General features: G+C 50.8%; 13 protein-coding genes. 1 reads left to right on the top strand and 12 read right to left on the bottom strand.

Annotated elements, in window-relative coordinates:
- Window positions 1–6: 6 nt before the first annotated feature.
- On the bottom strand, window positions 7–1,068 hold the full coding sequence (locus ACTJJJ_RS01445; RefSeq protein ID WP_440701224.1) for a redoxin domain-containing protein: 1,062 nt from the start codon (window positions 1,066–1,068) through the stop codon (window positions 7–9).
- Between the two features lie 272 nt (window positions 1,069–1,340).
- Here ACTJJJ_RS01445 and ACTJJJ_RS01440 point away from each other — a divergent pair, with 272 nt between their 5' ends.
- Complete coding sequence (locus ACTJJJ_RS01440) at window positions 1,341–1,925, top strand: porin family protein (RefSeq protein ID WP_440701223.1); 585 nt, start codon at window positions 1,341–1,343, stop codon at window positions 1,923–1,925.
- A gap of 60 nt (window positions 1,926–1,985) precedes the next feature.
- Here ACTJJJ_RS01440 and ACTJJJ_RS01435 read toward each other — a convergent pair whose 3' ends face one another.
- The 11 genes from ACTJJJ_RS01435 to ACTJJJ_RS01385 all read right to left on the bottom strand — a co-directional run bounded on the left by ACTJJJ_RS01435 (window position 1,986) and on the right by ACTJJJ_RS01385 (window position 24,781).
- The gene (locus ACTJJJ_RS01435) at window positions 1,986–2,747 is read right to left on the bottom strand and encodes a LytR/AlgR family response regulator transcription factor (RefSeq protein ID WP_440701222.1); all 762 of its coding nucleotides are present in this window, start codon (window positions 2,745–2,747) and stop codon (window positions 1,986–1,988) included.
- A complete protein-coding gene (locus ACTJJJ_RS01430) occupies window positions 2,744–3,778 on the bottom strand; it encodes a sensor histidine kinase (RefSeq protein ID WP_188931454.1) in 1,035 nt (344 codons plus the stop codon). Before ACTJJJ_RS01430 ends, ACTJJJ_RS01435 begins: the two co-directional genes overlap by 4 nt.
- Before the next feature lie 134 nt (window positions 3,779–3,912).
- Window positions 3,913–6,075, bottom strand: a complete 2,163-nt coding sequence (locus ACTJJJ_RS01425) for an FN3 associated domain-containing protein (protein ID WP_440701221.1) — start codon at window positions 6,073–6,075, stop codon at window positions 3,913–3,915.
- A gap of 21 nt (window positions 6,076–6,096) precedes the next feature.
- On the bottom strand, window positions 6,097–7,557 hold the full coding sequence (locus ACTJJJ_RS01420; RefSeq protein WP_440701220.1) for a DUF1501 domain-containing protein: 1,461 nt from the start codon (window positions 7,555–7,557) through the stop codon (window positions 6,097–6,099).
- Between the two features lie 11 nt (window positions 7,558–7,568).
- Complete coding sequence (locus ACTJJJ_RS01415; protein WP_440701219.1) at window positions 7,569–9,890, bottom strand: PSD1 and planctomycete cytochrome C domain-containing protein; 2,322 nt, start codon at window positions 9,888–9,890, stop codon at window positions 7,569–7,571.
- A gap of 626 nt (window positions 9,891–10,516) precedes the next feature.
- Window positions 10,517–11,833, bottom strand: coding sequence for a vanadium-dependent haloperoxidase (locus ACTJJJ_RS01410; RefSeq protein ID WP_440701218.1), 1,317 nt, complete (start codon window positions 11,831–11,833; stop codon window positions 10,517–10,519).
- Window positions 11,834–11,871: 38 nt separating this feature from the next.
- Window positions 11,872–15,453: an FG-GAP-like repeat-containing protein gene (locus ACTJJJ_RS01405; protein ID WP_440701217.1), complete on the bottom strand. Its 3,582-nt coding sequence runs from the start codon at window positions 15,451–15,453 to the stop codon at window positions 11,872–11,874.
- Between the two features lie 108 nt (window positions 15,454–15,561).
- A complete protein-coding gene (locus tag ACTJJJ_RS01400) occupies window positions 15,562–17,418 on the bottom strand; it encodes a RagB/SusD family nutrient uptake outer membrane protein (protein ID WP_188931464.1) in 1,857 nt (618 codons plus the stop codon).
- Between the two features lie 12 nt (window positions 17,419–17,430).
- Complete coding sequence (locus ACTJJJ_RS01395) at window positions 17,431–20,589, bottom strand: SusC/RagA family TonB-linked outer membrane protein (protein ID WP_426295119.1); 3,159 nt, start codon at window positions 20,587–20,589, stop codon at window positions 17,431–17,433.
- Window positions 20,590–21,287: 698 nt separating this feature from the next.
- Complete coding sequence (locus ACTJJJ_RS01390; protein WP_426295120.1) at window positions 21,288–22,019, bottom strand: GntR family transcriptional regulator; 732 nt, start codon at window positions 22,017–22,019, stop codon at window positions 21,288–21,290.
- Between the two features lie 98 nt (window positions 22,020–22,117).
- The gene (locus ACTJJJ_RS01385) at window positions 22,118–24,781 is read right to left on the bottom strand and encodes a hypothetical protein (protein ID WP_440701216.1); all 2,664 of its coding nucleotides are present in this window, start codon (window positions 24,779–24,781) and stop codon (window positions 22,118–22,120) included.
- Window positions 24,782–24,790 lie beyond the last annotated feature (9 nt).

The following is a 24,790-nucleotide window of genomic DNA, read 5'->3' as shown; positions in this document are numbered from 1 at the left end:
TATTCCTCATTTCAAATCTTCAATAGAATCAATAGCCGATTCGATGTCCCTGATAGCATTTGACTTACTGACAACCTTTCCGGCCTTATCAACCAGAAAATAGGTTGGAAAGGCGACGATATTATAGGTCTGGTTCACTTTTCCATTGTCTGCTTCAAGCTCGGAGAGCTGGACCCAGTTCAGGTTATTTTCCTTAATCATATTCACCCATTTGTCGCGGTCATTTTTGGATTCTGCCGCAATCCCGACAATCGTCATTTTGTTTGCGAAGCGGTCATGAAGGGCTTTCAACGCCGGAAATGCCCGGACACACGGGCCGCACCAATGGCCCCAAAAGTCGAGAAGGACGTATTTACCTTTGAAATCTGCCAACGAAACAGGGTTGCCGGAAACATCCGGGATTGTGAAGTCGGGCGCTGATTTGCCGGGAACAGGTTGATTTCGGACGGCATTTAATCTCTGCGAAAGCTTTATTCCCTGCTTAGAGGCACGGACAGCCGGCGTGAATGCCTGCCACAACGTTTCGTGTGTCGCGAGCTCGGCATCGTTGTACATGGATTGCCAATAAAGAAGCTCAGCGGCCATGTGGCTGGACGGATGCGATTGGATGAATGCCCGTGTTTTTAGCTCCTTCTCCTTTTCCAGTTTGCTCTTCACCGAGTCGGGTTTACCATTTGCCAGCTCGTCATATTTCCAGTCGATTGCTGCATTGTACTGATCCACCAGCGCGTTTTCCTTCCCACCCTTTAAACGTAGCCTGAATGGGTGATCAAAAGAGCCGGAGACAGTTACTTCGCCCGGTTCAACCCATAGCCGTAAATATCCCGACGTTGCGAAGAGCATTGTCAATGTGCTATCGTCGGAGCCTTTCGGACTATACTTAAAATGATCATTTACAGCGAAAACTGTATCAACCTGGCGCTTTCCGTCCTTCACATACCGGAATTGGATCGGCGACTTCCCTATCCCGGTAATTGATCCGGCAATGGTCGGTTTTTGGGCATAGGAAGTAAAAACGCCGATAGTGAGAAATAGAAAAACCGATTGGAGAATGATGTTCGGGTTCATGCTGGCTAATGTTGGTGGACGCCTTTCGGCTTTACAATGTAATCGAATTTTTCCCTGCTTTTAAATGTAGCATCCTGCCGACCCTGAAAAATCGGCTGCGACCTTATCCGTACGTGTGTATCGGGCGAGCGGTACCGCCCCGCACCGGGCCGCCTTATTGCCCAATGTGTCCGTTTCGCAATGATTCCGCTTACGTAACTTCCGCCAGCACGCCAATTTTGGACATTAATCCTTGTCAACAGACAGTAATGTTCATCCTTACAATTCAAATTATGAAAAAGTTATTATTGGCGGCCTTAGTGCTAATGTCAACAGGTGCATTCAGCCAGGGTTTGGTGCCCGGCCTGACGAAAAGACTGGAATTCGGAATCAAAGCCGGCGTGGGTTACAGCGATTTCGTTAATGCAAACTTCGCTACCGATCCGCTCGTTGGCTATCACTTCGGAGGCACCATCGGCTTTAAGCTCAACGACCGGTTTTCTATCCAGGAAGATATTTTGTATTCTCTGCAGGGAGCCAAGTCCGATATTTTGGGCAAAGAGGATATCAAACTCCACTACATGACCGTCCCGATCCTGCTTCGCTATAAAACAAGGTCGGGATTCTATCTTGAAGGCGGTGCGCAAGCGGCTATGCTTATTAAAGAGGAAGTGCCGGGTCTTGCCGGTGACCAAAAGTTTGCAAAAAAAGTCGACGCCGGCGCAGTAGGCGGTATCGGTTTCCAATCCAAAATGGGCCTTGGTATGGGGGTGCGCTACATTTATGGTTTTACTAAAATCGGCGACACAGGTAATCCGATCATCAAACCGGACTTTACGACGTCGACCGCGCAGGCAAGCATCTTTTATACTTTCTAGCGGCTTACCGCGCACTCCAATTGCACAACTCCGGGTAGCCGACAGCCGCCCGGAGTTCCCTCATACCGCTCCGGTAAGCCATTTGAGAAAGGCTGGCGCCTTCTCTTTACTGATTGTCACCGTTTCACTTACAGGCACATTCACACTGATGGAAAGCTTCCGTGACAAGATACTCGACGCATTCACGATCGCGCTCCGGTTGACCAGATATTGCCGGTTTACACGAAAAAAATCGTCTCCCACAACTCCTTCCAATTCATCCAGACTTTTACCCGGATAATAGATCTTTTTCTCAAAAGTAGTCAGGTGGACAATTCCGTGCTCCAGACGGAACAGCGCGATATCCGCTATTTTAAGCGGGAATATCGTATCCTTAAAATGGATCAGCAATGACGAGGGCCTGGCCGCTCTCACATCGGAAAACAGCCGCCTGACCGATTCGTATTGCGTTGAAATGTCCCCGACCTTGCCGCGGGTCAGGTTTTTGTATTTAGCCAGTGCCCGGGAAACGGATTCTTTGGTAAAAGGTTTGAGGATATAGTCGATACCGTTCGCATTAAATGCATGGAGCGCATATTCGTCGTAAGCAGTACAAAAAATCACCGGAACCTGCTGTCCCGCAAGTATTTCAAAGCTCAATCCGTCGCCCAGCTGGATGTCGCTGAATATCAGGTCGGGGGCCGGGTTGCTCCCGAACCAGCGAACGCCTTCGTCCACCGATTTGATGATTGCAGTGATTGCAAGGGACGGATCCGCTTCCTGTATCGTCTGCATCAGGTCATCCGCCGTCAGCCATTCGTCTTCGATGATTACGATGTTCATTTGTTGAGAATTTTAATGCTCACCCTGAATACCTCCGGGCCCGATTCGATCCCGATCTGCCCTGCTCCCAGGAGTCGGTACCGCTCGGTCAGGTTCGACAGCCCCTGACCTGTCGACGGCTCCTTGTAGGCCCGTACTTGCAGGTTGTTGCTTACACGAATGTAGCCTTCGTGCTCGTCGATCAGGATTTTAATCGGTTTTTCTTCGGTCAGCAGGTTGTGCTTCAACGCATTCTCTACGAGCGGCTGCAAGGAAAAGAACGGCAGGAAGCCACTATTCACCGTGTGGTCGGAAAGCGCTACCGAATAGGTCAACGCGCTTCCAAACCGGACCTGCTGCATTTGCAGGTAGTTCAGGCAAAAGTCGAGCTCGTTTTTTATCAATGTGGTAGTGGTACCATGGTTCGAGACGGCGACCCGGAGAAAATTGGCCAGATGCACCAGGTAACGTTCGCCTTCGTTAACATCTCTTTTGTAAAGCGATTTGACGGTGTTCAGAGCATTGAACAAAAAATGGGGATGGATTTGCTGACTAAGCAGAAGATTCCTCGTTTCTCCGGCATATGCTTTCAATTGGAGGTTTTCGATCTCGCTTCTGGCTTTGCGGTGTTGCAGGATCACCAGATTTTGCAGCATCAGGATCAGTGTGTTGAATGCAGATACCGCCAGTATCGCCAGGCTGTAAGATTCCAGCATGTTTTCACCCTCGCCCTCCCAGGGCCGTCCCGTTACAGCCATATGGAAGTATCTGACCAAAAGCCAGACCAAAATGGCCACGCAGTAGCTCAGACTATAAAATAGAAACTGGTCGTGAGTGAGATACCGCGAAGATCTTCGGGCAAAAAGGATGTGTAAACAAAGATTGAGAAAGCCTGCCAGGCCGATAAATAACGAGATCTGGACAAACCGTACAAGGGTGTCGGCCGGATTCTTGGTGATGGCCAGGAGAAATACGCAAAACACGACCGACAACAATACAGAAAGCACGATGTTGAGCTTTACGAGATTTCTTGTCGGCAGCGATTCAGACATTGACCAAGGGAGTGTTTGACAATGCCTAAAAATAGTTTTTTTCTTCTATCCTACCGCCGGATATGAAGAAAGACTGACTTAAAAAGCCAGTCTCTTGCGTACCACCGATTAACCTATCTAATGGGTATTCTGCTCTAATTCACTATGATCTCGTCCACAAACATCCAGCCTTTTCCTCCCTTGCCCTGATGCCAGGCCGGCAATTTCCCGAGTGGTTTAGCCACGACTTTAACGCAACTAAGCAACTGGGGTTCGAACGCCGCTTCGTAAACAAGGTTCTCCGCTCCCGGGATGTCCTTTGCGGGCACTTCCGGGGTGATCACTTTCAGTAATTTGAGCGATTTTTCATTGGCGCCACCCCACACCTCGATCCGGGTTGGCGGGAAAATATAACTTCCCAGGTTTCTAAGCATGCTGACGGTCACATTAGCCGCTTTTACCGGTTTTTTGAAATACAGATAGCCCTGGAAATCACTCTGGTTATAACCCAGCCAGGTCCCGCTGACCCGTTCGGTATCCCCTACCTTGCCGTCGAACAGTGATAAAGCTCCCTTTCCCTTGTAACCCTGGTCTGCCGGCGTGAGCAGCTGCGCGCTGTCGACGGGGTAGCCGGCTTTGAAAAACACCTTTCCAACCTGCTTGCTGCCATACCACCCCGCTCTGAATGCGCGGGCTTTCAGCATCGTGTTCCTGGTAATGGAAATCGGCTTTTCGTACACTGGCGATTTTGTGCTATCGGGCTCGCTGCCGTCCAAAGTATACCGGATAACCGTACCGGCTATCTGATGTTTAAGGGATAATGTACCGTCCGCGCCCACGAGCTGATTTTCGGTAACAATAATCGGCGGGTTGAGGGCCAGCACCACAGTATCGCCGCTAAAACCCGTTTCAAATGCGATTTTAGAGCCTTTTTTCAGTCTTGCCAGCTCGTCTTTCTTCATGCCCGTACTCCACAAATAAACCTTTTTCAGGGATGGGATGGCTTCCAGCGCTTTCACCTGCTCCATTTTCACGGCAGTACCACTCAGCGACAGTTCACGAAGCTTTCCGAGTTTTTTCAGCTCCCCGAGCGAATTACCCGTCACATCGGTGAAGTTCAGGATCAGCTTGCGGAGTTCGGGAAAACCGGCTATCACTTTAAGGTCCTCATCACGCACCGGCATCTTGCTCAAATCCATGGAGACGATCTGAGCCTTCAACGGCTGCAATCCTTCAATCTCTGTTATTTTAAAATTGGCACGACTATAAAAATTAACAAACAATGCCGGGGATTCCGCTGAAAGTGGTTTGATCAACCGGTAGCTTGTATTGAGCTTAATCACTTCGTCGGGGTCCGCTGCACTAAAATCATATGCCTCTTCGGTCCGGCCGCCACCCAATACATTCTGCCCGTAAGCATAAACCGGGTTCTGAGGCGACAGGGAACTAACCAACTGATCGAACCGCGAACCACCCTTCACCCATGCCGCGAGCAACATAATTTCGTCGTCCGTGAGCTGGACCTTGCCGCGTGGTGGCATGTGTTTTTTGTCGTCGAGCGGCAAATGCAGCCGGCCGATGAGCAGGCCGAGGTCCGCTTTGGTAGTATCCCACAAAATGCCTCCCTTCCCTCCTTTGGTAAGCAATGCCTGGGTCTGCATCTGCAAATCCCCTTTCGATTTCTCTGCATTATGGCACGAGAGGCATTTCTGATCCAATACAGGTTTTACGAGATCGGCATAAACTTTCGCCTCTTCAAAGGCCACTTTCGGGCTTTCCTCTACCGCTGGCCCCAGGGGCGAGATCAGGAAATCCTCGCCGTGGGTAAGATTCCCCCCCAGGTGCCCGCCTACAAAAAGCAGCACCAGAAACGAACCCGCCACCATTTTGGAAGGTATTTTCCAAGGCATCAGCGACTTCCGGAACCCATACCAGATAATGCTCGCAAGCGAGATCGCGACACCCAGCCATTTATGCCATAGCAATGTTCCCGATTCATACCCCTCTTCTTTGGAGAGAATAAAACCTGAAAATGCCGCCACTACGGCCGTCAGCGTCCCGATGATCAGCAAACTATCCGCCAATCCGGTATTCCATCGGGCCGACTCCGGCTTTTCGACGATGATCACCCATAAACTGTACAATATCAGCACCACCAAAGGAAAGTGTAAAACCAATGGGTGCATCCTTCCGATGGCCTGCATCCAGAACGGGACGACAAAACGGCCTTCGAAAAGCATAAGGAATACGAGTAAACCATTCAGGAAGAAGGCCAGGTTATAGACCAGCCCTTTCCAATCCGACAAATATCTGCGCACTGTTTCGAGGTTTGAGTTTGATTATGCAATGATCCCTTTCACCAGCTTGCCGGCTACATCGGTAAGTCGATAACGGCGTCCCTGGTGTTTGAAAACCAGTTTTTCGTGATCCAAGCCCAACTGATTAAGTATGGTCGCATGAAAATCATGCACATGCACCGGATCCTTCACGATGTTATATCCGAACTCATCGGTCTCCCCGTAAACAATGCCCGGCTTCACACCACCGCCGGCCATCCATACGGTAAAGGCCCTCGGGTGATGGTCACGACCGTAGTTGTCTTTGGTGAGTGTTCCCTGGCAATAGTTGGTACGGCCGAACTCTCCGCCCCAGATCACCAGCGTCTCATCCAGCAATCCACGCTGTTTGAGATCGGTGATCAAAGCCGCCGACGCCTGGTCGACATCCATACATTGCCCCTTGATCTCGTTCGGGAGCCCGCCATGGCTGTCCCAGCCCTGATGGTACAGCTGCACGAAGCGGACGCCCTGCTCGGAGAGCTTCCGTGCCAAAAGGCAGTTCGCCGCGTAAGTACCGGGCACAAGGCACTCCGGCCCATACATTTTCACGATGGATTCCGGCTCTTTGGTCATGTCGGTGATTTCCGGAACGGCAGTCTGCATACGAAAAGCCATTTCGTATTGCTGCACCTTGGCGGTAATTTCCGGGTCACCAAACTCATTATATGTTCCCTGGTTCAGCTCGGTCAGATTATCAAGCATTTTACGACGCTGCGCCCTATCCATGCCGTCGGGGTCATTGAGGTATAAAACCGGATTTTCCCCACTGCTGAACTGTACGCCCTGGTGTACCGAATCCAGGAAGCCATTGGTCCACAATTTGGAATAAACGCCCTGTCCGTTTCCTTTCCCGCGCGACAACAAAACGCAAAAGCCGGGCAGGTTCTGGTTCTCGCTTCCCAGGCCGTAGCTCAGCCACGACCCGAAACTGGGCCGGTTACCTACCTGCGCACCGGTCTGGAAAAAGGTAAGGGCAGGGTCATGGTTGATTGCCTCGGTATTCAGGGTTTTGATAATACAAAGATCGTCGGCGATACTTGCCATATGGGGCAGTAACTCGCTCATCCACGCGCCGCTTTTCCCGTGCTGTTTAAAATTAAATACCGAACCGGCCAACGGAAACTTGGCCTGATTGGCCGTCATACCGGTCAGGCGCTGGGTACCGCGGATCGATTCCGGCAGGTCCTGCCCATGCATTTTGTTCAGCATGGGCTTGTAGTCGAACAGGTCAAGCTGCGACGGTGCACCGTTTTGAAAAAGGTAGATCACGCGTTTCGCTTTGGGCGCAAAGTGAGGCAGGCCGGCCATGAGTCCTTCCACGTCCGCTTCCCCGCCTCCGCCTTTAAACAGATCCGGAATGAGTAGCGAGCCCAGGGCAGCACTGCCAATTCCCAGACTCAGTTTGGATAAAAAGTGCCTGCGGGTGGTATTCATCCCGAAATCAAATATTGGCTTTTCCATTGTCACTAGTTTTAGCTTTTTGTAATCGTCTCTTCCATGTTGTACAGCGCGTTGATCACCCGCATGAGCGCCGCTGCCCGTACCTCATCCGCTTTGGCTTCGTGCGGATATTCACCCACATTCAGCACTTTGAAAGCGTGCTTCTTGTCTTTGGAGAACATAGAGGCTTCGCCATTGTAGTAATCTGTCAGCAGCTTCACCTCCTTGTCGGTGGGCTGGCGGCAGACAATCCGCTGAAACAACATCCTGATATTGTGATCTACGTCGGTAGATTTCACAACAGTCCGTTCGGCGAGTACCCGTGACGCTTCCAGGACCGTGGGGTCGTTGAGCATCACCAGGGCCTGCAATGGCGTGTTCGTTTTGGAACGTTTGACCTCGCAATGGTCGCGGTTACTGGCATCGAAAATGATCATCGACGGCGGCGGTACAGTCAGCTTAATGAATGTATACATCCCACGCCGGTACAATGCGTCACCTTTGTCCTGCTGATACGTCCGCAGCGTGCCGCGCCCCGAAGTTGCAGCCTCCCAGAGTCCTTTCGGCTGGTAAGGCTTTACGCTAGGCCCGCCGATTTTCGGGTTGAGGAGCCCGCTCGTCGACAATACCATATCCCTTACCAGCTCCGCAGGCAGCCTGTAACGCGGGCCGTGCGACAGGTAAATATTATCGGGATCGGCTTTGAGCTTTTCTTCGCTGATCTTAGCCGATTGCCGGTAGGTGGCCGATGTTACGATCTGCTTCACCAACCTCTTAATGTCCCAGCCATGGTTCATGAAATCAACGGCAAGCCAATCCAGCAACGCCGGGTTTGTAGGCAGGTCGCCCTGCATCCCGAAATCACCTGTACTTTTGACAATACCTCGGCCGAAGAACTCCTGCCAGATCTGATTCACGAATACCCTGGCCGTGAGCGGGTTGCTTTTGCTGGTTGTCCATTTGGCCAGTCCCAACCTGTTCTGTGGCATTTTGGTGGTGTCGAATTTCATTACTGCCGGCAATGCGACCGCGGTCACCACGCGCCCGGGAGCGTCGTACACGCCGCGGTTGAGAATGTGCGTAGGCCGGAGCGTGTCCAGGTCGCCCAATACGGACACCATGAGCCTGCTGGTATCGGGCCTGTTGATGAACGATAGCAACGTCTTCGCTTCGGCGTCGGAAATCGTCATCACCGGTATTTTGGCCGGTCTGGTATTATCAATCGCGCCCTCGAAACCGAGCTCTTTCGAGTTGTTGAAAAACGCGAAAAGCCGGTAGTAGTCTTCCTGGGAAATGGGGTCGTACTTGTGGTCATGGCATTGCGCACATTCTACGGTCAATCCCAATATCCCGGTACTGAAAGTCTTCGTCTTATCGATATTGTACTCGATCCGATATTCCTCCGGGATCACTCCGCCTTCTTCGGTGTATTTATGGTTCCGGAAAAAGGCGGTCGCCAGTATTTGCTCCTTATTGGCATTGGGCAGCATATCGCCCGCGATCTGCCACGACAGGAAACGGTCATAAGGCATGTTTTTGTTGAATGCATTGATCACCCAATCGCGCCAGGGCCACTGGGTCCGGTACTCATCGTCCTGGTAACCATAGGAATCGGCATAGCGGGCCACATCGAGCCAGTAAACAGCCATTTTCTCTCCAAATGTCTTTTGAGCGAGCAGCTCATCTACTATCTTTTCGTAAGCTTTGTCGCTTTTATCGGCGGCAAATTTTTGCTGCATTTCCAAAGTGGGTGGCAGGCCGGTCAGATCCAGCGCGGCCCTTTTCAGCAGATGACTCTTCCCGGCCTCCTCGTTAGGCGCAAGCCCTGCGCCCTCCATTTTTTGAAGGACAAAATGATCGATCTCGTTTTTAGGCCAGGCTTCATCCGACACTTCCGGCACGGCAGGCAATACCGGGGCGGCAAACGCCCAGTGCTTTTCATATTTGGCACCTTGCTTGATCCAATCGCGTACCAGCCCGATTTCCGATTCATTCAACAAACCCAGGTGCGATTCGGGCGTAGGCATCTGATAAGAGGGATCTACCGAAGTGATCCGCTTGTACACCTCCGACTGTTCAGGTTTGCCCGGGAAAATCGCGAAACCTTTGCCATCTTTCAATTTGGCATAGGCACTTTCGGCAACATCGAGCCGTAAGCCCGCCTCTCGTTTCTTGGCGTCGGGACCATGGCAGGCAAAACATTTATCAGAAAGGATAGGCCTGATATCAAAATTATAACTGACAGGCCCGGTGCCTGATTTTTTCTGCAAGGTCCCGTTCTTTTGAAAGCAGGAAACCACCAGCAAGGCAAAGGCGCCAATTGCCAACACTAAAAATAAAGACTGCTTCTTCATTTATCGATCACTAAAACTGGAAAAAACTCATCCGATTATCCGCTCCAAGCCATGCAAACTCCGCACCCAGGTAAATGCTAATATACTATCAGTGATATCTGCTCCTCACCTCCTGCTATTTCTCCACCCGGGGACACCGAAACAACCTTATCTGCCACAGCCACACACCGACAAATTGCAAATTTATAGCAATTTAGTCCAAGGGTTCAGTTTCATATTGACACCTTTCAATACCATGTTTGCATTTACCTCGTTTCTTGCCTCAACCTGCTTGTTCTTCTCATTACCACCTCCCTTTTCGGGGCGACAAACGCGATTACAAGAGCTGCTATGTCTGGTTATTTTATATATGTTCAAATATACCAACATATTAACAGCACACAAAAAAGAAAGCTAAAAATCCATTTTACATTTGCATTAAAATACATAATACTTTAATATTCAGTACTTTACATATCAGTCATTTTTTAATGCAAATTTCGACAGTTACAGCAGATGACGCAATCTTACCCTCTTTCATGGATAGTATGTATTTAATGTACATACATACTAATCAAGCCCGCAAATAGACCTTCCCGAAGCGGTAGCCTGTGGCTTGTGCATTATCCGCGCCTGACAGGCAGAGACTAGCGTAATCTTTGGATGATATGAGCCCCTACTTTCTTGCCCTGCCTGGCGCCCTCGTCGACACTGAGCCTGTAATGGATACCGCCATACAAACGGCTCACCGATGCCTCGGAGGCAGCTTCCTGAAATGAGTTAAAATGCCGCTGCATGCCGATGTACCGGAGATCACTCGTGTCCTGAAACGCAAAATTGGCCCCATACAAATGGGTCAGCACGGTCGACGCCGACGCTGTGATGCTACTGTGCCCGCTGGGGTATTCGGGGAAAGGCGGTGTTTGCAAAAAGGGGACAAAGTTCCTGTCGATCATTTCATTGATGACCGTTACGGGCCTTACTACACTGCTGCGGTACTTTTCGTCCCAGCAAGCGATAAACGCATCGTATAATGCGATGGCGGTGAGCGCATACCCCCTCGCGGTTTTTACCGGATCGGCGTGGGTTTGTTTTGCGGCGATGGCGGCGATACCCATCCAGTGGCCTCCCGGGGTAATTTTCTTTTTACCCATTATCAAATGCCCCGAATGTTCGATAGTAAAAGGATTGTCGTCCCAGAAACGCGCAATTTCCCTTTGCGCTTCGGTCAAATGTATCCCCGTTTCAAAAACCTCTTTTGCGCCTTTATAGAAAGCACTGTTGGTATCTTTACTGTATTTGGGCGGCCTGGGCGGCATAAATTGCGCCGCGGAATCGAGCGCCATGGGCATCATGGTGTTCCAGCACCATTCTACGCCGTCCAGGTAATCGGGCGGTGTGGGCCTCCATTTTCCGGGCTCGCTGGTACCGAGGTATTTCGGCTTGCCTCTTGATTTCACGTAACCATCCGCTTTCGCTCTCGCCAGGATGGTTTTCGCAACCGTATCGCCCAATGCGACCGATCGCTGGTAGGTTGAATCATCCAGCGTTTCTTTAAAATTATCGTATACCGAAGCCTCGTAAGCGCTCAGCGAATCGACTGAAAACACTTTTACCATCCTTACCACCGTAAAAAATGCCTTGGTAGCTGCCAGCGTATAGTTGTATTCCTTGCCTGGTACCGGCTCAGGCATTTTCCCGAATCCATTCAGTTTTTCTGTGATAGAAGGGCTCCCTTCCTTCGCGAATCGTATGGCTTCATAGGATGCGAGGGACGAGTACGCGTAAATACGGCTTGCTACGGGCGGCGAGAATACGTCGTAAATGATGACTTGGGTGAGAATATCCTGGTTTTGGTGAAGTACTTCGGCTTCATCCCGGCGTACTGCCCTTTCCCTGGTGCAGCCCGTGATCACGTTCAAAAGAATGACTGACGCGCAGATCGCTTTCAATAATATTTTCATTTGCGGTTGTTGTGGCGGGTTAGTAGACTACGGGCGGTTCAAAAATCGATTCTCCTTATTCTGCCCGTTTTTTCAGTGACAGCTACCGATTTTACACCTTTTCCGGCACTGAAAAAACTGGCTGATTGCGAAAGAAACGACGAACCGTAATGCACCTCCGCTTTTTGTTTTCTGCCATCGGCGAAGGTGATCCCGACGCTGACGTCGGCGCGTTTCAAAGGAATGGCGTTGATGGCCTGTTTGAGTTCGAATATTTTCAGCGGGCCCCGGTTCTGTCCCGCGGCAAGCAGATAGCTCCCCGCGGCGCCCCTTAGCTTCACCATCGCTTTTCCATTGCCAGGAATAAAAATCCCGCTTTGGAGGATGGACATCGGCACAAAATCCCCTTTGCCATTTCCTTTCAGCATCAGGCCATTCAGCGCATCGTAACGGCCGACAGTCACGTCGGTTCCGTAATCGTTGGTATTGATGGCCAGATCGAGATTGCCGTCGCCGTCGAAGTCATCGGCTATCATGCCGTTCAATACAGACAGCTGCGCCATAAACGGCAGGGGGGCCAATGTAAACTTACCGCCGCCATCGTTGCGGCAGTAGCCCGAACTGAGATTGCCCGCCTTCAATACCAATGCGCCTTCGAGTTGCTCGCTGGTGAATAGCTGGTCCATGCCGGCATTGGCATACGATTTATAGTTTTGAAATTTCGCACGCATTCCGATCACCTGCTTCACAGCATCGTCCCGCATGTGTGCAGGATATTCTTTCCGGGTGAGGTCGGCCTGGCTGGTGGGCAGGTACAGCGACGGAAAGGCATCATAACTGCCATTGTTATCGAAATCTTTGGCATAAACCGATACAGGATATTGCTCCGAAGCCTGGAAAAACGAATTCCGTCCCAGGTTCCCGACCACATAATCCATGTCGCCGTCGTTATCGAAATCGCCTGGCACAATGCTGTTCCACCAACCTTTCTGATTGGAAATCCCAGTGGCGGCTGACACGTTTTTGAAAACCCCGTTATTATTTTTGAAAAAAGTAACCGGCATCCATTCACCGGCCAATAACAGGTCGGGCCAGCCATCGTTATCAAAATCAGTAAAAACGGCATCGCACACAAGACCGATCCCACCGAGCTCACCTGCCACCTGTGCAGTAACATCCGTGAAACGAACTTTGCCGCCCTTCGAATCATTCCGGTAAATAACGCTGGACACCGGCCTGGGGTAATGCCAGGGATCTACCCGGCCGCCAACGAACAGGTCAAGGTCGCCATCCCGGTCGTAATCCACCGCCCTGACACACGACTTACTCGTGAAATTACGGGGGAATACAGTACTATCGGCTGCGAAGTTACCCTTACCGTCGTTGACATAGAATTGATCCTGATAGACATTGGAATTGGATTTCGCCGTATAACCACCCCGGGCAATGTAAAGGTCCGGGTCGTCGTCGCCATCGGCGTCGAAGAGCAGGGTCCCCATATCCTGATAATGCGCGTCGGCAATAGCCGATGGCGGCACTATCGTCTTTTGAGCAAACAAACCATTGTTTTGCTGCACGAGCAGCGTGGTCCCGGATGTAGCACTGCCGCCGACTACGATATCATCCAGCCCGTCGCCATTCACGTCGCCCGCAGCGAGGGAGGGGCCATACTCGGAAAGTTTGTGCGGAAGCAGTTTTTGAATACTGAAATCAATCTGATCCATTTGTGCGTGTACATAATGTACGCCCAGCATACCCGTAACATCACGAAACAGCGTGTTTTGGGCAAATACCGGATGAGATTGAACGTGTTTGCCTTTTGAAGCGGCCTTGTTGACCTTGATGGTCTGGTCGGCCTTCACATTCAGCAGCGTTTGCCTGTCGCCATCGGGCCATTGGACAACCAGGGAATCCACCACGGAAACAGCTCCGAGGCCAAAATAAGGATTAAGTTGTACCGAAGAAAGATACCCGCGGTAGGGCGTCTGCTCGTACGCCTGGTGTGTGCCTGCGTGGTAAACCTCAACCCAGGCACCCAGTCCATTACGATTCAAGGCATCGCCCTGTAACTGAACAGACAGGTAGTGTTCCCCGGAAGATCCGGCATCGGCCTTCGTGTTCTCATATAAAGAAGCTGCATCGTTGATATTGTTCACCACCATATCCAGATCGCCGTCATTATCGAGATCGGCATAGGCGGCGCCGTTCGAAAACGAAATGTCGGTCAGTCCCCAGTCTTCGGAGACGTCGGTGAAGGAGCAGTTACCGCCATTTTTGTAGGCATAATTATGGAGCTTCACCTCCGGAATCTGCCGTAAGGTTTCGGATTGCGGTGTAACCGGCGACGCTTCGAGGCGGTAAGTCATAAAATCCCGGTCACTCACATCCTTCGGAAAACCGTTGGTGACGACCAGGTCGCGCCAACCATCGTTATCGAAATCGGCCACGAGCGGGGTCCAGCTCCAATCGGTTGCTGAAACACCGGCAATGTAACCCACCTCGCTGAAAACCGGATCGCCGATCGAGTCGTTGGCATTCACCCTCGGTCCCTGATTGAGCTGAATGGTATTCCTGACATATTGGTACTGGTATTTATAAAAATCGTTCAGCTGAAATGTCTGATAGCTGCCCGGCCCCATCATCATTTTTTTACGATAATTATCCTCCGGGTTCATGTCCAGCTCCACAATATCCGACAGCCCGTCATTATTAATATCGATCACGTCCTGCCCCATTCCATTGGCGGAAGTATGCTTGAAATAGGACGAGGCCTTATCAGTAAAAGTCCCGTCGTGATTATTGATATACAAGAGGTCGTTAGCGATGAAATCGTTCGTGACGAATATATCCTTCCAGCCATCACGGTTAATGTCGGTGACGGTCACCCCGTGGCCGTAACCTTCGATCGTCAACCCTGCTTGCGTGGTGACGTTGGTAAATACCGGATGTTTCAACGCAGGATCGGGGTCGTTGCGGTAAAGCCGGCCCGTACTCGGGAACGAGCCATCAATGATTTTAGGCTTGAAAGTAGAAGGGTCTACCCTGGGAACTATCTCGTTCACCACCAGGTATACATCCAGGTCGCCGTCATTATCGTAGTCAAAAAAACTGGCCATGGTGGAATGCGTGGTATCGTCCAGGCCATAGGCCGCCGCGGATTCCCGGAATGTCACCCCTCCGGTGCTATCCTTGCCCTGATTAATATAGAGTAAATTCTTCCTTTTCTCCGGATCTCCATGAATGGACGCGCATACGTACATGTCGAGCCAGCCATCGTTGTTGATATCCACAACCGCCACCCCTCTGCACCATTTACCGTTTCCGCCTACACCGGCACGGTCGGTCACATCCTCAAACTGCATTTCGCCTTTATTCAGGTATAGTTTATTGGATACCATATTCCCTGTAAAATAGATATCCTGCAAGCCATCGTTGTTAAAATCCCCTATCCCGACGCCACCCCCATTGTAGATATTGATGAGATTGATCGGGTTGATCGAATCATTCTCTACGATTTTATTATTGAAATCGATACCCGAATGCTCCGGAGATACCAACTGAAACAGTTTACCATTCCTTTTGCAGGAAAAAGACATTAAAACGATCGCCCCTGACAGAAGAGCAGTAGAAATAAACCTCATAAATAGCTGCTTAATGATGGGACTCCCAATTAAAAAAAACCTGTGACGGGGAATCCCGCCACGGGTTTAAAATACTGCTAATTATTAACCTATTCTAATTCACTATTTTTAATATCCAGGGTTCTGTTTCAAAGCACCATTACTCTTTCTGATCTCTGTGTTCGGGATCGGGAAAAGGTAGTAGTGGTCACCTTTCCACGGCTTTCTCACCTCTGCCTCAGGTATTACACCATAAGTATAGCTCAGTTTGCCCAAAGCATCGCCCGGCTTGGCAGCCGACCAGTCCATGGTCACTTTCGTAAGCCCTCTCACGGCGATATCCACATTCCCCGGCGCGGCTTTCCAACGCATGAGGTCAAAGAAACGCGTATCTTCCAAATGCAGCTCGATCGCCCTTTCGTTGCGATAATCCCTTACCAGGGCCGCACCGCTGCTTTTAATGTCGGGCATATTCACCGATCCGCGCTTTCTAACCTTGTTGATATACTCCCGGGCCACGGCGTCGTTGCCCAATGCCATTTGTATTTCAGCGTAGTTCAGGTAAAACTCCGTCAATCTCATGAATACAACCACCTGGTTATAATCGTAGTCAAAGCTTGCACGCGGGCCGGAAAAGTCGTCGGTCTTTTTGAATGTATAGCCCGTTTGCACCCGCCAGTGGAAAGGCGTAAGCCCTTTTACCCAGTAGGTTTTCGAATCGCGGCCGAAGTCGAACAGGTTCTGGCCGTTTTTAGGGTCCACTTTATTAGGATTGGTATAAGGCGGCGCATTGTCCGGATTCGGATTGGCATCCTCCCAGTATTCGTAGAGGCGCTCGGTACTTTTCGAACCATCGATGATGTTGATCGGGCCTGCTCCCGGATAGATCACCGCGTCGTAGAACCTCGGGTCCCTGTTTTTCTCAGGTTTCTGAGGATCGTAACCCGAAGCGGGGTTCACCGTGACACCATCCGGCATGTACGGATATTCTCCGTTTGTCATCTGGAACATGTTCACAAAATTCTGCGTCGGCACGATCCGCTGCTGCGCATCGAAACCGCTCGGCCAATAGTCGTAATTGTAACCCCAGCCGGGTATGCGGGTAGCCGGCGTGAACGACTTTCCGAAAATGGTTTCGTCAGTTTTCAGCGGTTTTTTAAACAATGCAGCGTATTGCGGGTGCAGCGTAAATCCGGCGTCGAGCACCACCTTGGTTGCTGCTTCGGCCGCTTTCCATTTAGCTATGTCGTTAGACGGGTTATTCAACGGACTGGCCAGGTAGAGCAATACCCTCGCCTTCAATGCCTGTGCAGCCGCTTTGCTGATCTTGCCCGTATTGACCGGCACCCCATTTAAAAACCCGATCGATTTATCCAGCTCGGCCAATACAAACTGAGCGCATTCGTCAAAAGTATTTCTGGGTACATCGAAACTCTCCGAGTTCAGCTGGAAGCTGCTTGTAATGATGGGCACACCACCAAACGTGCGCATCAACTCGAAATACATCCACGCCCGCAGGAAATGCACCTCTCCCCTCATTGGGTCCAGTTTATCGGCAGCAATGCTCGATTTTTCGATATTCTCGAAAAATACGTTCGCCTTTCTGATAAAACCATATTCAAAATCCCAGAGCGACGCGCCATTCTGCATGGCAGCCAGGTCTGCAACGTTGTCGGCTGTCAGGTTGCCTTCGATGTAGTTGCGGATACCCGCCGAACGCTCATGCGTTTCGGGTTGGTTCACCGCGATGTCCGTCAATGCGTCGTAACCGCCGGTTCCGGGTGCCCAAGGGGGTTTGATGCCATTGTAGACGTTATAGACATAGTTTTGGAGAAAAACCGCATCATTGAATACCGCATCGTCCGATATCGCGTCCAGCGGCTTTTTGTCGAGCACGTTACATGAAGTGGCGGTAGCGATGATGCCGATGACCGACATCGTGAACGCCCGCTTCATTACGTGATTTTTTATAACTGAATATTTCATAGGTTTTTCTGATTAGAAAGTAAGATTGACTCCGAAGCTCAACGTCTTCATGTTGGGATACGCCCCGCCGTTTCCGCTCAGGAATTCCGGGTCGCCGTTGCCAAACTTTTTAAGCGAATTAAATAGCATGAATGCATTGTCGCCGGAAACGTAAATCCGCAAAGCGGTAACCTTTGCTTTTGAAAGCAGGCTTTTGGGAAGCGTATAACCCAGCTGCATGTTTTTCATGCGCATCCATGTGGCGGTGTGGTAATAGAAATCGCTGTCGGAACCGGCTACGCCCGTTGGTGCGATCATCGGAAGCACCGAATTTACATTATCCTTGGAGTAGCTGTTCAGGGCCACATATTCCAGCCCGTTACCACCTGCACCCGAGTTGAATCCTGTACTCAGGCGGAACTTAGCACCGCTTTGTCCTTGCAGCAACATCGTCAGATCGAAATCTTTGTAATTCAACCCTATGCTTAAACCGTATTGCGTACTTGGGAAAATCGTGGTGACACCACTTGCATCGGTATTATTGGTGGTATTGAACATATAACGGTCGTTGCTGTCGATTTTACCATCGTTGTTCAGGTCCGCAAAAATCAATCCTCCCAACATCGCTCCCGGATATTTCACGCTATTGTCGAGGTCTTGCTGCGTGCGGTAAATACCGGTTGCCTTGTACACCAGCCTGGATCCGAACGGTTGCCCTTCCAGCTTTTGATAGAGCTCAGCCTGAGGTGTTTCGTCGAAATAAACGATTTCGTTTTTGTTATAGGAAATGTTTCCGTTGATGCGCAATGTCAGATTCGAGAAGTTGTGCCGGTAACCTGCCTGGAATTCGATCCCTTGGCTGTTCATCTTACCGATGTTCTCATCCGGCAGGATCAATCCCGTGTAGCTCGGAATCGACGCCTGTCTTCTACCGAGGATATTGGAGGTTTTATTTTTGAAAAGATCCATTTCGAAAGTCAGCCTGTTATCCAGAAATGCCGCTTCAAGTCCCAAATCGGTCTTTTCGCTCACCTCCCAGGTGATGTTCGGGTTCGGTGTCGACTTCACAGCAATACCGCGTGCATCTACCCCGTTCACCACCCATCCGGCGTCGTATCCATAAGCGGCGATGTATTGGAATGGGTTAACCCGGTCGTTCCCCAGGCGTCCCCACGAGGCTCTCAGTTTCAAATTGCTGATCACATTCTTTGGAATGAATGCTTCGTTGCTGATCACCCAGCCGGCCGAAACCTGCGGGAAAAAGCCGAAACGGGTTTCTTTCGGGAAAATCGGCGAGCCGTCGTACCGCGCACTGAAACCGAACAGGTATTTTTCCTTAAAGTCGTAGCTGACACGTCCGAAAAAGTTCTGGCGGCCCGATTCCGTCGCAGTACCATCGTTATTCCAGTTCGATCTGTTGGTACTTCCTGCAAATAACTGGTCTATCAGCGGTGAATCGTAGCCAAGGCGTTGTGCCCAGAACAGGTTGTCGTTATAGCTCATCTGCTCGTAAGCCACGAAAGCGTTCACTTTATGGTCTCTTGCAAATGTCGTGGCATACGAAAGCTTCACGTTTCCAGTGGTACGGAAACTCTGTTTGAAATCCTCCCTCAGACCGATGTCTTCCACTGTTCTGGATTGCTTCTTCACGATCGATCCGTCCGGAGCCCGCTCGTAGTATGGCCACACGTAGTTAAACTGCTTATTGTAGTCGATCGTTTTCACCAGCGACAGGTAACCATCCAGCGCCAGGCCCTTCACAAACGGAATGCTGTATTTCGCCCGCAGCGTTCCGCTGGCAACATCGGCCCGGTACCTGCGATAACCGGGGCTGAGCAAGCGTGCAGCCGGGTTAAGGTGCGACCAACCTTCGCCTGGGTAGCGGTAATCGCCGCCGATATAAGCTTCCTGCAACGGGCTGGTGCTCGCAAGTGATCCTACTTCACCGCCGGGACCGCCCTGAGGTGTTTGCGTGTATTTCTCGCGGACCGAAAGGTCAAGACCTACTTCAAAATCCTTGGTTACCGACACATCGATATTACTTCTCACATTATATTGTCTCAGCTTCGACTTGTTGTCGCCACGGAGAATCCCACCTTGCGAAGCCGTACCAAGCGATAGAAAATATCTGACCCTTTCGGTACCACCGCGCATTGTCAGCGAATAACGTGTTTGATGCACCGGCGGGCCGATCAGGGCATTCCACCAGTTTTCCGGTCTTCTTTTCCCTGTTTTGAAGGCATCCACCAAAGCGTCGGGAAAGTCGGGAGGCGTTCCTTCCAGTGCCCTTCTGTCGTTGAGCACCTTCATATACTGGAATGCATCCGCCGATTTTACTTTCATCGTCGGAGACTGCCATGCCTGCGTGGTAGAGAAATCGAATGTTGGCTTACCGGTAGTACCCCTTTTGGTAGTCACCAGAATAACCCCTCCCGCCGACTGCGCTCCATAAATGGCTGCGGAGGCATCTTTCAAGACCGAAATAGACTCTATATCATTGGGATCCAATCGGTTCAATCCATCGGGATCGGCATTGGCCACCCCGTCGATTACGATCAGCGCAGAGGTATTGCGGTAAGTGCTAGCACCCCTAACCAGGATCTGCGCGTCGTCAAAACCCGGCGCGGCGCTCCTTTGCGTCACGTATACCCCAGCCATGCGGCCCGCAAGCGAGTTGGAAAGCGACGCAGCCGAGGATTTCTTGATCTCCGCGCCGGTTGTCTGCACAACGGCATTGGTCAGCTCCGACCTTTTCTGCGTACCATAACCTACCACCACCACGTCGTTCAATTCCTGCGGCGACACGTCGAGCTTAACCTGTATTGTCGACTGCGAACCGACCTTCACTTCCTTACTCGTATAGCCGATATAAGAGAAAACCAGCATGCTGTTCTCGTCTTTCACCCTGATAGAATAATTCCCGTCCTGGTCCGAAACGACGCCGTTGTTAGTGCCTTTCTCCAAGATATTCACGCCGGGTATCCCCGCGTTGTTTTCGTCGGTCACCTTTCCGGAAACAGCTTGGTCGGCCTTAATACGGGTTCCGGGTTCATGATGGGCAACCGCAGTCAGTCCGCGGCTTAACGGGCTGCTGCTCGCCCTCGGCGTCGGCGCCAGAAGACTCACAAGGGCAATCCCCCAGAAAGCGCCCAACGACTTGTGCGCATTGTCTGTAAGTAGTTTAGGTTTCATAAAAAATTATTGGTTAGTAAAATCGGCAATGGCGCTATCGTTCAGTCCAGGGTTAAGAACTTAAATCTCTTACAATTCATATTTTCACAAAAAGCACATACGAAAGCCCGCAGACCAATATATTCAAAAATGCAAAAGCCATTAAGGCGGGAATACGGTCCGATACCGGCATAAGCGCTACCCGCACGCCACCAACCGGTAAGCAATATACGCTACACCTGGAAAGCTGCCACAGTACGGCGGTGTGCTCAAAAGCACCGCCTGAAAAGTCGCTGTATTTTTACTACTGCCTACCAACCCGGTTAAGCCGGGGTTCCGTCGTTTGATTTTGAATAACCGGAAGCGTCGCTCAGCATACGCTGCGCTTAAACGCCTTAAAAGGCCCGGGTAATACCGTATTCAAAATCAGCACTAAAAAATCATTTATATGTACAAACATATCGACATAAAACCGAACAAACAAGAATTATCGTAAATAATAATTCGATGAAAGGATATGAATATTGCAAGTAACCGTATTTCACATCTCTCGCGGATATTCTTAATAAACAGCAAAAATGCGTTTTCGGGCCATTTATTTGCATTAAAATACCAAGATATCAGAAATTAATCCAATATCTTGTTTTGTATTAACATACTCCGACACTATGTTTGCACAAAGACCCAGACAGAAGGTATCCGCCCACAACGCCCGGGAGCTATTCTCTTACGCTTTCTACTGTATACACAAAGCTGTCGGCCCGGTAATAACCCAAGTTATACTCGATGGGCCGCTCGCCCTGATCGAATACGAAACGTTTCCTGAACAGGATAGGACTTCCCGGTTCGACCTCCAGTTTAGCCGCAATGAATTTATCGGCGGCAATCGCCCCTACTTCCTCTTTGGAGAGTGTCGCAACCACCAGATGGTCCCTTTCCAGAATATCGTAAAGCGGGCGCTTAAAATCTTCCTCGCCCGTGAGGCCTACCCTGGGATGAAAATAGGAAATGAAATAGACAAATGGCCCCTCCACCTTTCCTCTGAGACGTTCCAGTTTCAGGACTTTTTTGTCCCGGGTAATGTCGAAAAAATTGGCAACCTTTTCCTCGGGCGTAACCCAACTTACGTGTAGTTCGAAATTTTTGACGACTATTCCACGCGCATTCATCTCTTGCGTAAAACTCTGCCAGTTCTTTGATTTTGAACTTATTACCGACTCAGCAACCTTCGTCCCGATACCTTTTTTCCGTATGAGGAGCCCCTCGTAGACCAATTTGTTGAGCGCCTGCCGCAAAGTCGATCTCGATATCGCAAGCTGCTTGGCCAGTTCGACTTCATTGGGCAGGAACTTTCCATTCATGTGCTCGGGATCGTTAATGATGTTGCGAAGCAGGTTTTCGGCCTGAACATGCAATGGAACCGGGCTTTTATGGTCGATGCTAAATTTCATAATCGGAGTTAAAGTATACAATCACAAAAATAGCTAAATAGCCTGCTTGCGAAATACCTGCGCGGCCAATGCAAACAAATAGGCTCGCGGCCGTCGGGCTACTCCAGAACAAAACTTGCAGGCGCATAAGCCCCGAGAGGAAAACTGAACTTCCCGCCTGAAAGGGCGATTCGGGAACCTGTGGGTTCGCCACGAAGGTTCACCGGCGTCGCAGACTTGAATGCTGACTTCGCCGGAAGTGATACGGTAATCTCGCCCGATTCTCCTGCCTGCTCCCACAATCTGAAAATCACTCCGGGGCCGTCCGGGTTCTCTCCGAATGCCGTCACCAACGCGCCGCTCCGGGATGTTGTCACCCCCGTTTTTTGAGATGGGAGCTTTCCGCCCTGGCCGTCAGCAAAGCCGGTCAGCAACGGTAACCTGGCATCCCAGGCACCTTCTACGAGGTTGGACATCGTAGCAGAATGTGTGCCGACGCCCCATACACGCACTTTTTCACTCCAAGTTCCTGCCTGCCATAACGGGAAATTGGTGTTCCACATATTATTGTAAATATTCACAAACACAGCTGGCTTACTGGGAACATGGTCCATTGAAAACTTCCACAAACCGGGCTCGCCGAGGCTGATCAAGGGTGAATCCACAGGCGACAACGCTACGCCCGACCGATCTGCCTGTGTTACCGATACGCCCGAATTGACCGCCATCAGATACTTGCTTGTGCCGGTTATGATGTCCTTGGCCGGATCAACGGGTCCGCCCAGACGGCCTATCGTAAACGCGGGACTCTTCACCGCAAAAGGAAAGCAAAGCCAGCCTCCTTCGGGATGTTTATCCGCGGTTTTGGAGTCCACAAACCATTCCACGTCGACATAGGCAGCTTTACGCGGAAATGTAAATACCATGGTGTATTTTTTTGCCAGGCCTTCGGTATCCTCCGAAATGAGCGTGGCAATATCGGCAACGGCCGAATGTGACACCTTAATATGCCAGTTTGCAGGCGTGATGGCCTTGTAGGGCACCTTATCAGCCGTCGGCATGCCGGGTTTACCCAGGTCGTTCAATCCCCAGCCTTCTTTGATCCGGCTGTATGCGTTGAACCAGGAGTCGACTTCATTACTGCTGAACCGCTCATGCAGGAACTGTCCCAGCACATATCCCGAAGACTTATCGGCCAATTCCCGGCCTGTCGATTTTTCGATGAGCGATGAAATACCGCCTTTATTCAAATCAAAAACGATTTTAAAATGAGGTGTATCAAACGATGGTTGCGTGTCGACGGTCGGAGTATAATCCTGTACCTGGCTTTCGGTGAATGCCACAAATCCCGAAGCCGGCACATCCTTCGCATAAAAGTACTTGCCTTTTTCCCAGGGGATTTCCACTAGTCCGGAGCGCGGCCACGGCAGCGCATTATATACGACCATGCGCCTCCCACCGATACCTACTGAGCGGGCAAGGAGATTGAGGTGATTCGACAGCTCCTCATTCACGATATTGCCAGCATTATGAATATACCGGCGCTTTTCGTCGTAAGAATTCAGCCACTTTCTTTTGCTTCCTTTCTCGGTATTTTTGGCGTAGCTGTTCGGTAGTTTCGAATAGTCGCCATCGGCGGCAACCGGCTCAGCCTCCGCTTCTTTCATCCATTTTTTCCAATCATCGCCATAGCTGTACCGCGGGCCATATTCTGCATTCATTCCCCAGGTATGCTCGGCGTACAACAGGCTCTGCTCGTAGGCTTTTGCCAATTTCTCCGAGACCGGTTCTATCGGGATATTCCATAATTTCATTTGCGTATGCAAGCCATCCAGTGCCGACTCCAGCGGACGGATATTTCTGGCAATTTTTGCTTCTTCCGGATTCGACAGCAACCCTTGAATCCAGGTATCGGGCGTATCCCCCTTCACAACAGGCAACTTCGGGTTTTCGGCCAGTACCGCCCGGGCGAAATCGTCCAGCGTTCCCAAATGTATGCGTACGCCCGGCAGGTCCCTGGTGGTTCTTGCCAAAATTTCGTCCAGCTGCTTTTGGGTCGGCGGCCCCTCATTATCGTTGGTCATAATCATGCCCAGGTAGTTGCGGCAAGGCCAATCCGTCGGCGGCTTTATTTCCGACCCATACAGCGCCGTGTACTGGCATAAAATTCGGGAACCATCAGCTCCCTCCCACCAAAACAGCGGCGGAACCCGGGGATACTGACTGGCGGGATTGCAACCCAATTGGAGAAATTTAACACCCGCGTGGTTGAGCAATACCGGTAGCACCCACGAATGGCTCGGAACATCGGTCATTTTCGCGCTGATCGGGAGCGGCAGGCCATACGTGCGGGCAACTTTTGAGGAAAACCCCAACCCCCTTACAAGATCTTCGTAATCAAGCGACTCGGTATGGGTACTGAATGGAAATGCATGGGCGACAATGGCGCCTTCGCGGACCGCTTTTTCTACGCGCAGCCTGCGCTCGGGCGTTTGCAGCGGGCCCAGTATCTGGGCACTCAGCGGCCATCCGGGGACGGTCCACGAAAAACGTTTTTCCTTAGGGAGCCTGGCATTCTCGTCTATTATTTTCAATGCATTATCCATCATTTCCTCTCTGTACCTGGCAAATACGTTGGCGGGCAGATCGGTAAAACCAAGATCGAAATGCGTCTTGAAAACCAGCCATACATCGGTTACTTTGGACGGTTCCTGCTGCGCTTGCCCGTGTGCCGCGGTGGTCAGGGCGAAGAACATTAATAAAGACAATCTCAATACGCTCATGCTTTCCGG

The sequence above is a fragment of the Dyadobacter sp. 22481 genome, from assembly GCF_052044875.1.
In the GTDB taxonomy this organism is placed as follows: Bacteria; Bacteroidota; Bacteroidia; order Cytophagales; family Spirosomataceae; genus Dyadobacter; species Dyadobacter endophyticus.
Note: the sequence above shows the minus strand (reverse complement) of the source record. Positions and strands in the feature narration are given on the sequence as shown.

What these genes read in the sequence shown, in the direction of transcription:
- ACTJJJ_RS01445 (WP_440701224.1), bottom strand. Translation starts at nt 1,068, where the DNA reads ATGAACCCGAACATCATTCTCCAATCGGTTTTTCTATTTCTCACTATC.
- ACTJJJ_RS01430 (WP_188931454.1), bottom strand. Translation starts at nt 3,778, where the DNA reads ATGTCTGAATCGCTGCCGACAAGAAATCTCGTAAAGCTCAACATCGTG.
- ACTJJJ_RS01415 (WP_440701219.1), bottom strand. Translation starts at nt 9,890, where the DNA reads ATGAAGAAGCAGTCTTTATTTTTAGTGTTGGCAATTGGCGCCTTTGCC.
- ACTJJJ_RS01410 (WP_440701218.1), bottom strand. Translation starts at nt 11,833, where the DNA reads ATGAAAATATTATTGAAAGCGATCTGCGCGTCAGTCATTCTTTTGAAC.
- ACTJJJ_RS01420 (WP_440701220.1), bottom strand. Translation starts at nt 7,557, where the DNA reads ATGGAAAAGCCAATATTTGATTTCGGGATGAATACCACCCGCAGGCAC.
- ACTJJJ_RS01435 (WP_440701222.1), bottom strand. Translation starts at nt 2,747, where the DNA reads ATGAACATCGTAATCATCGAAGACGAATGGCTGACGGCGGATGACCTG.
- ACTJJJ_RS01395 (WP_426295119.1), bottom strand. Translation starts at nt 20,589, where the DNA reads ATGAAACCTAAACTACTTACAGACAATGCGCACAAGTCGTTGGGCGCT.
- ACTJJJ_RS01405 (WP_440701217.1), bottom strand. Translation starts at nt 15,453, where the DNA reads ATGAGGTTTATTTCTACTGCTCTTCTGTCAGGGGCGATCGTTTTAATG.
- ACTJJJ_RS01400 (WP_188931464.1), bottom strand. Translation starts at nt 17,418, where the DNA reads ATGAAATATTCAGTTATAAAAAATCACGTAATGAAGCGGGCGTTCACG.
- ACTJJJ_RS01440 (WP_440701223.1), top strand. Translation starts at nt 1,341, where the DNA reads ATGAAAAAGTTATTATTGGCGGCCTTAGTGCTAATGTCAACAGGTGCA.
- ACTJJJ_RS01385 (WP_440701216.1), bottom strand. Translation starts at nt 24,781, where the DNA reads ATGAGCGTATTGAGATTGTCTTTATTAATGTTCTTCGCCCTGACCACC.
- ACTJJJ_RS01390 (WP_426295120.1), bottom strand. Translation starts at nt 22,019, where the DNA reads ATGAAATTTAGCATCGACCATAAAAGCCCGGTTCCATTGCATGTTCAG.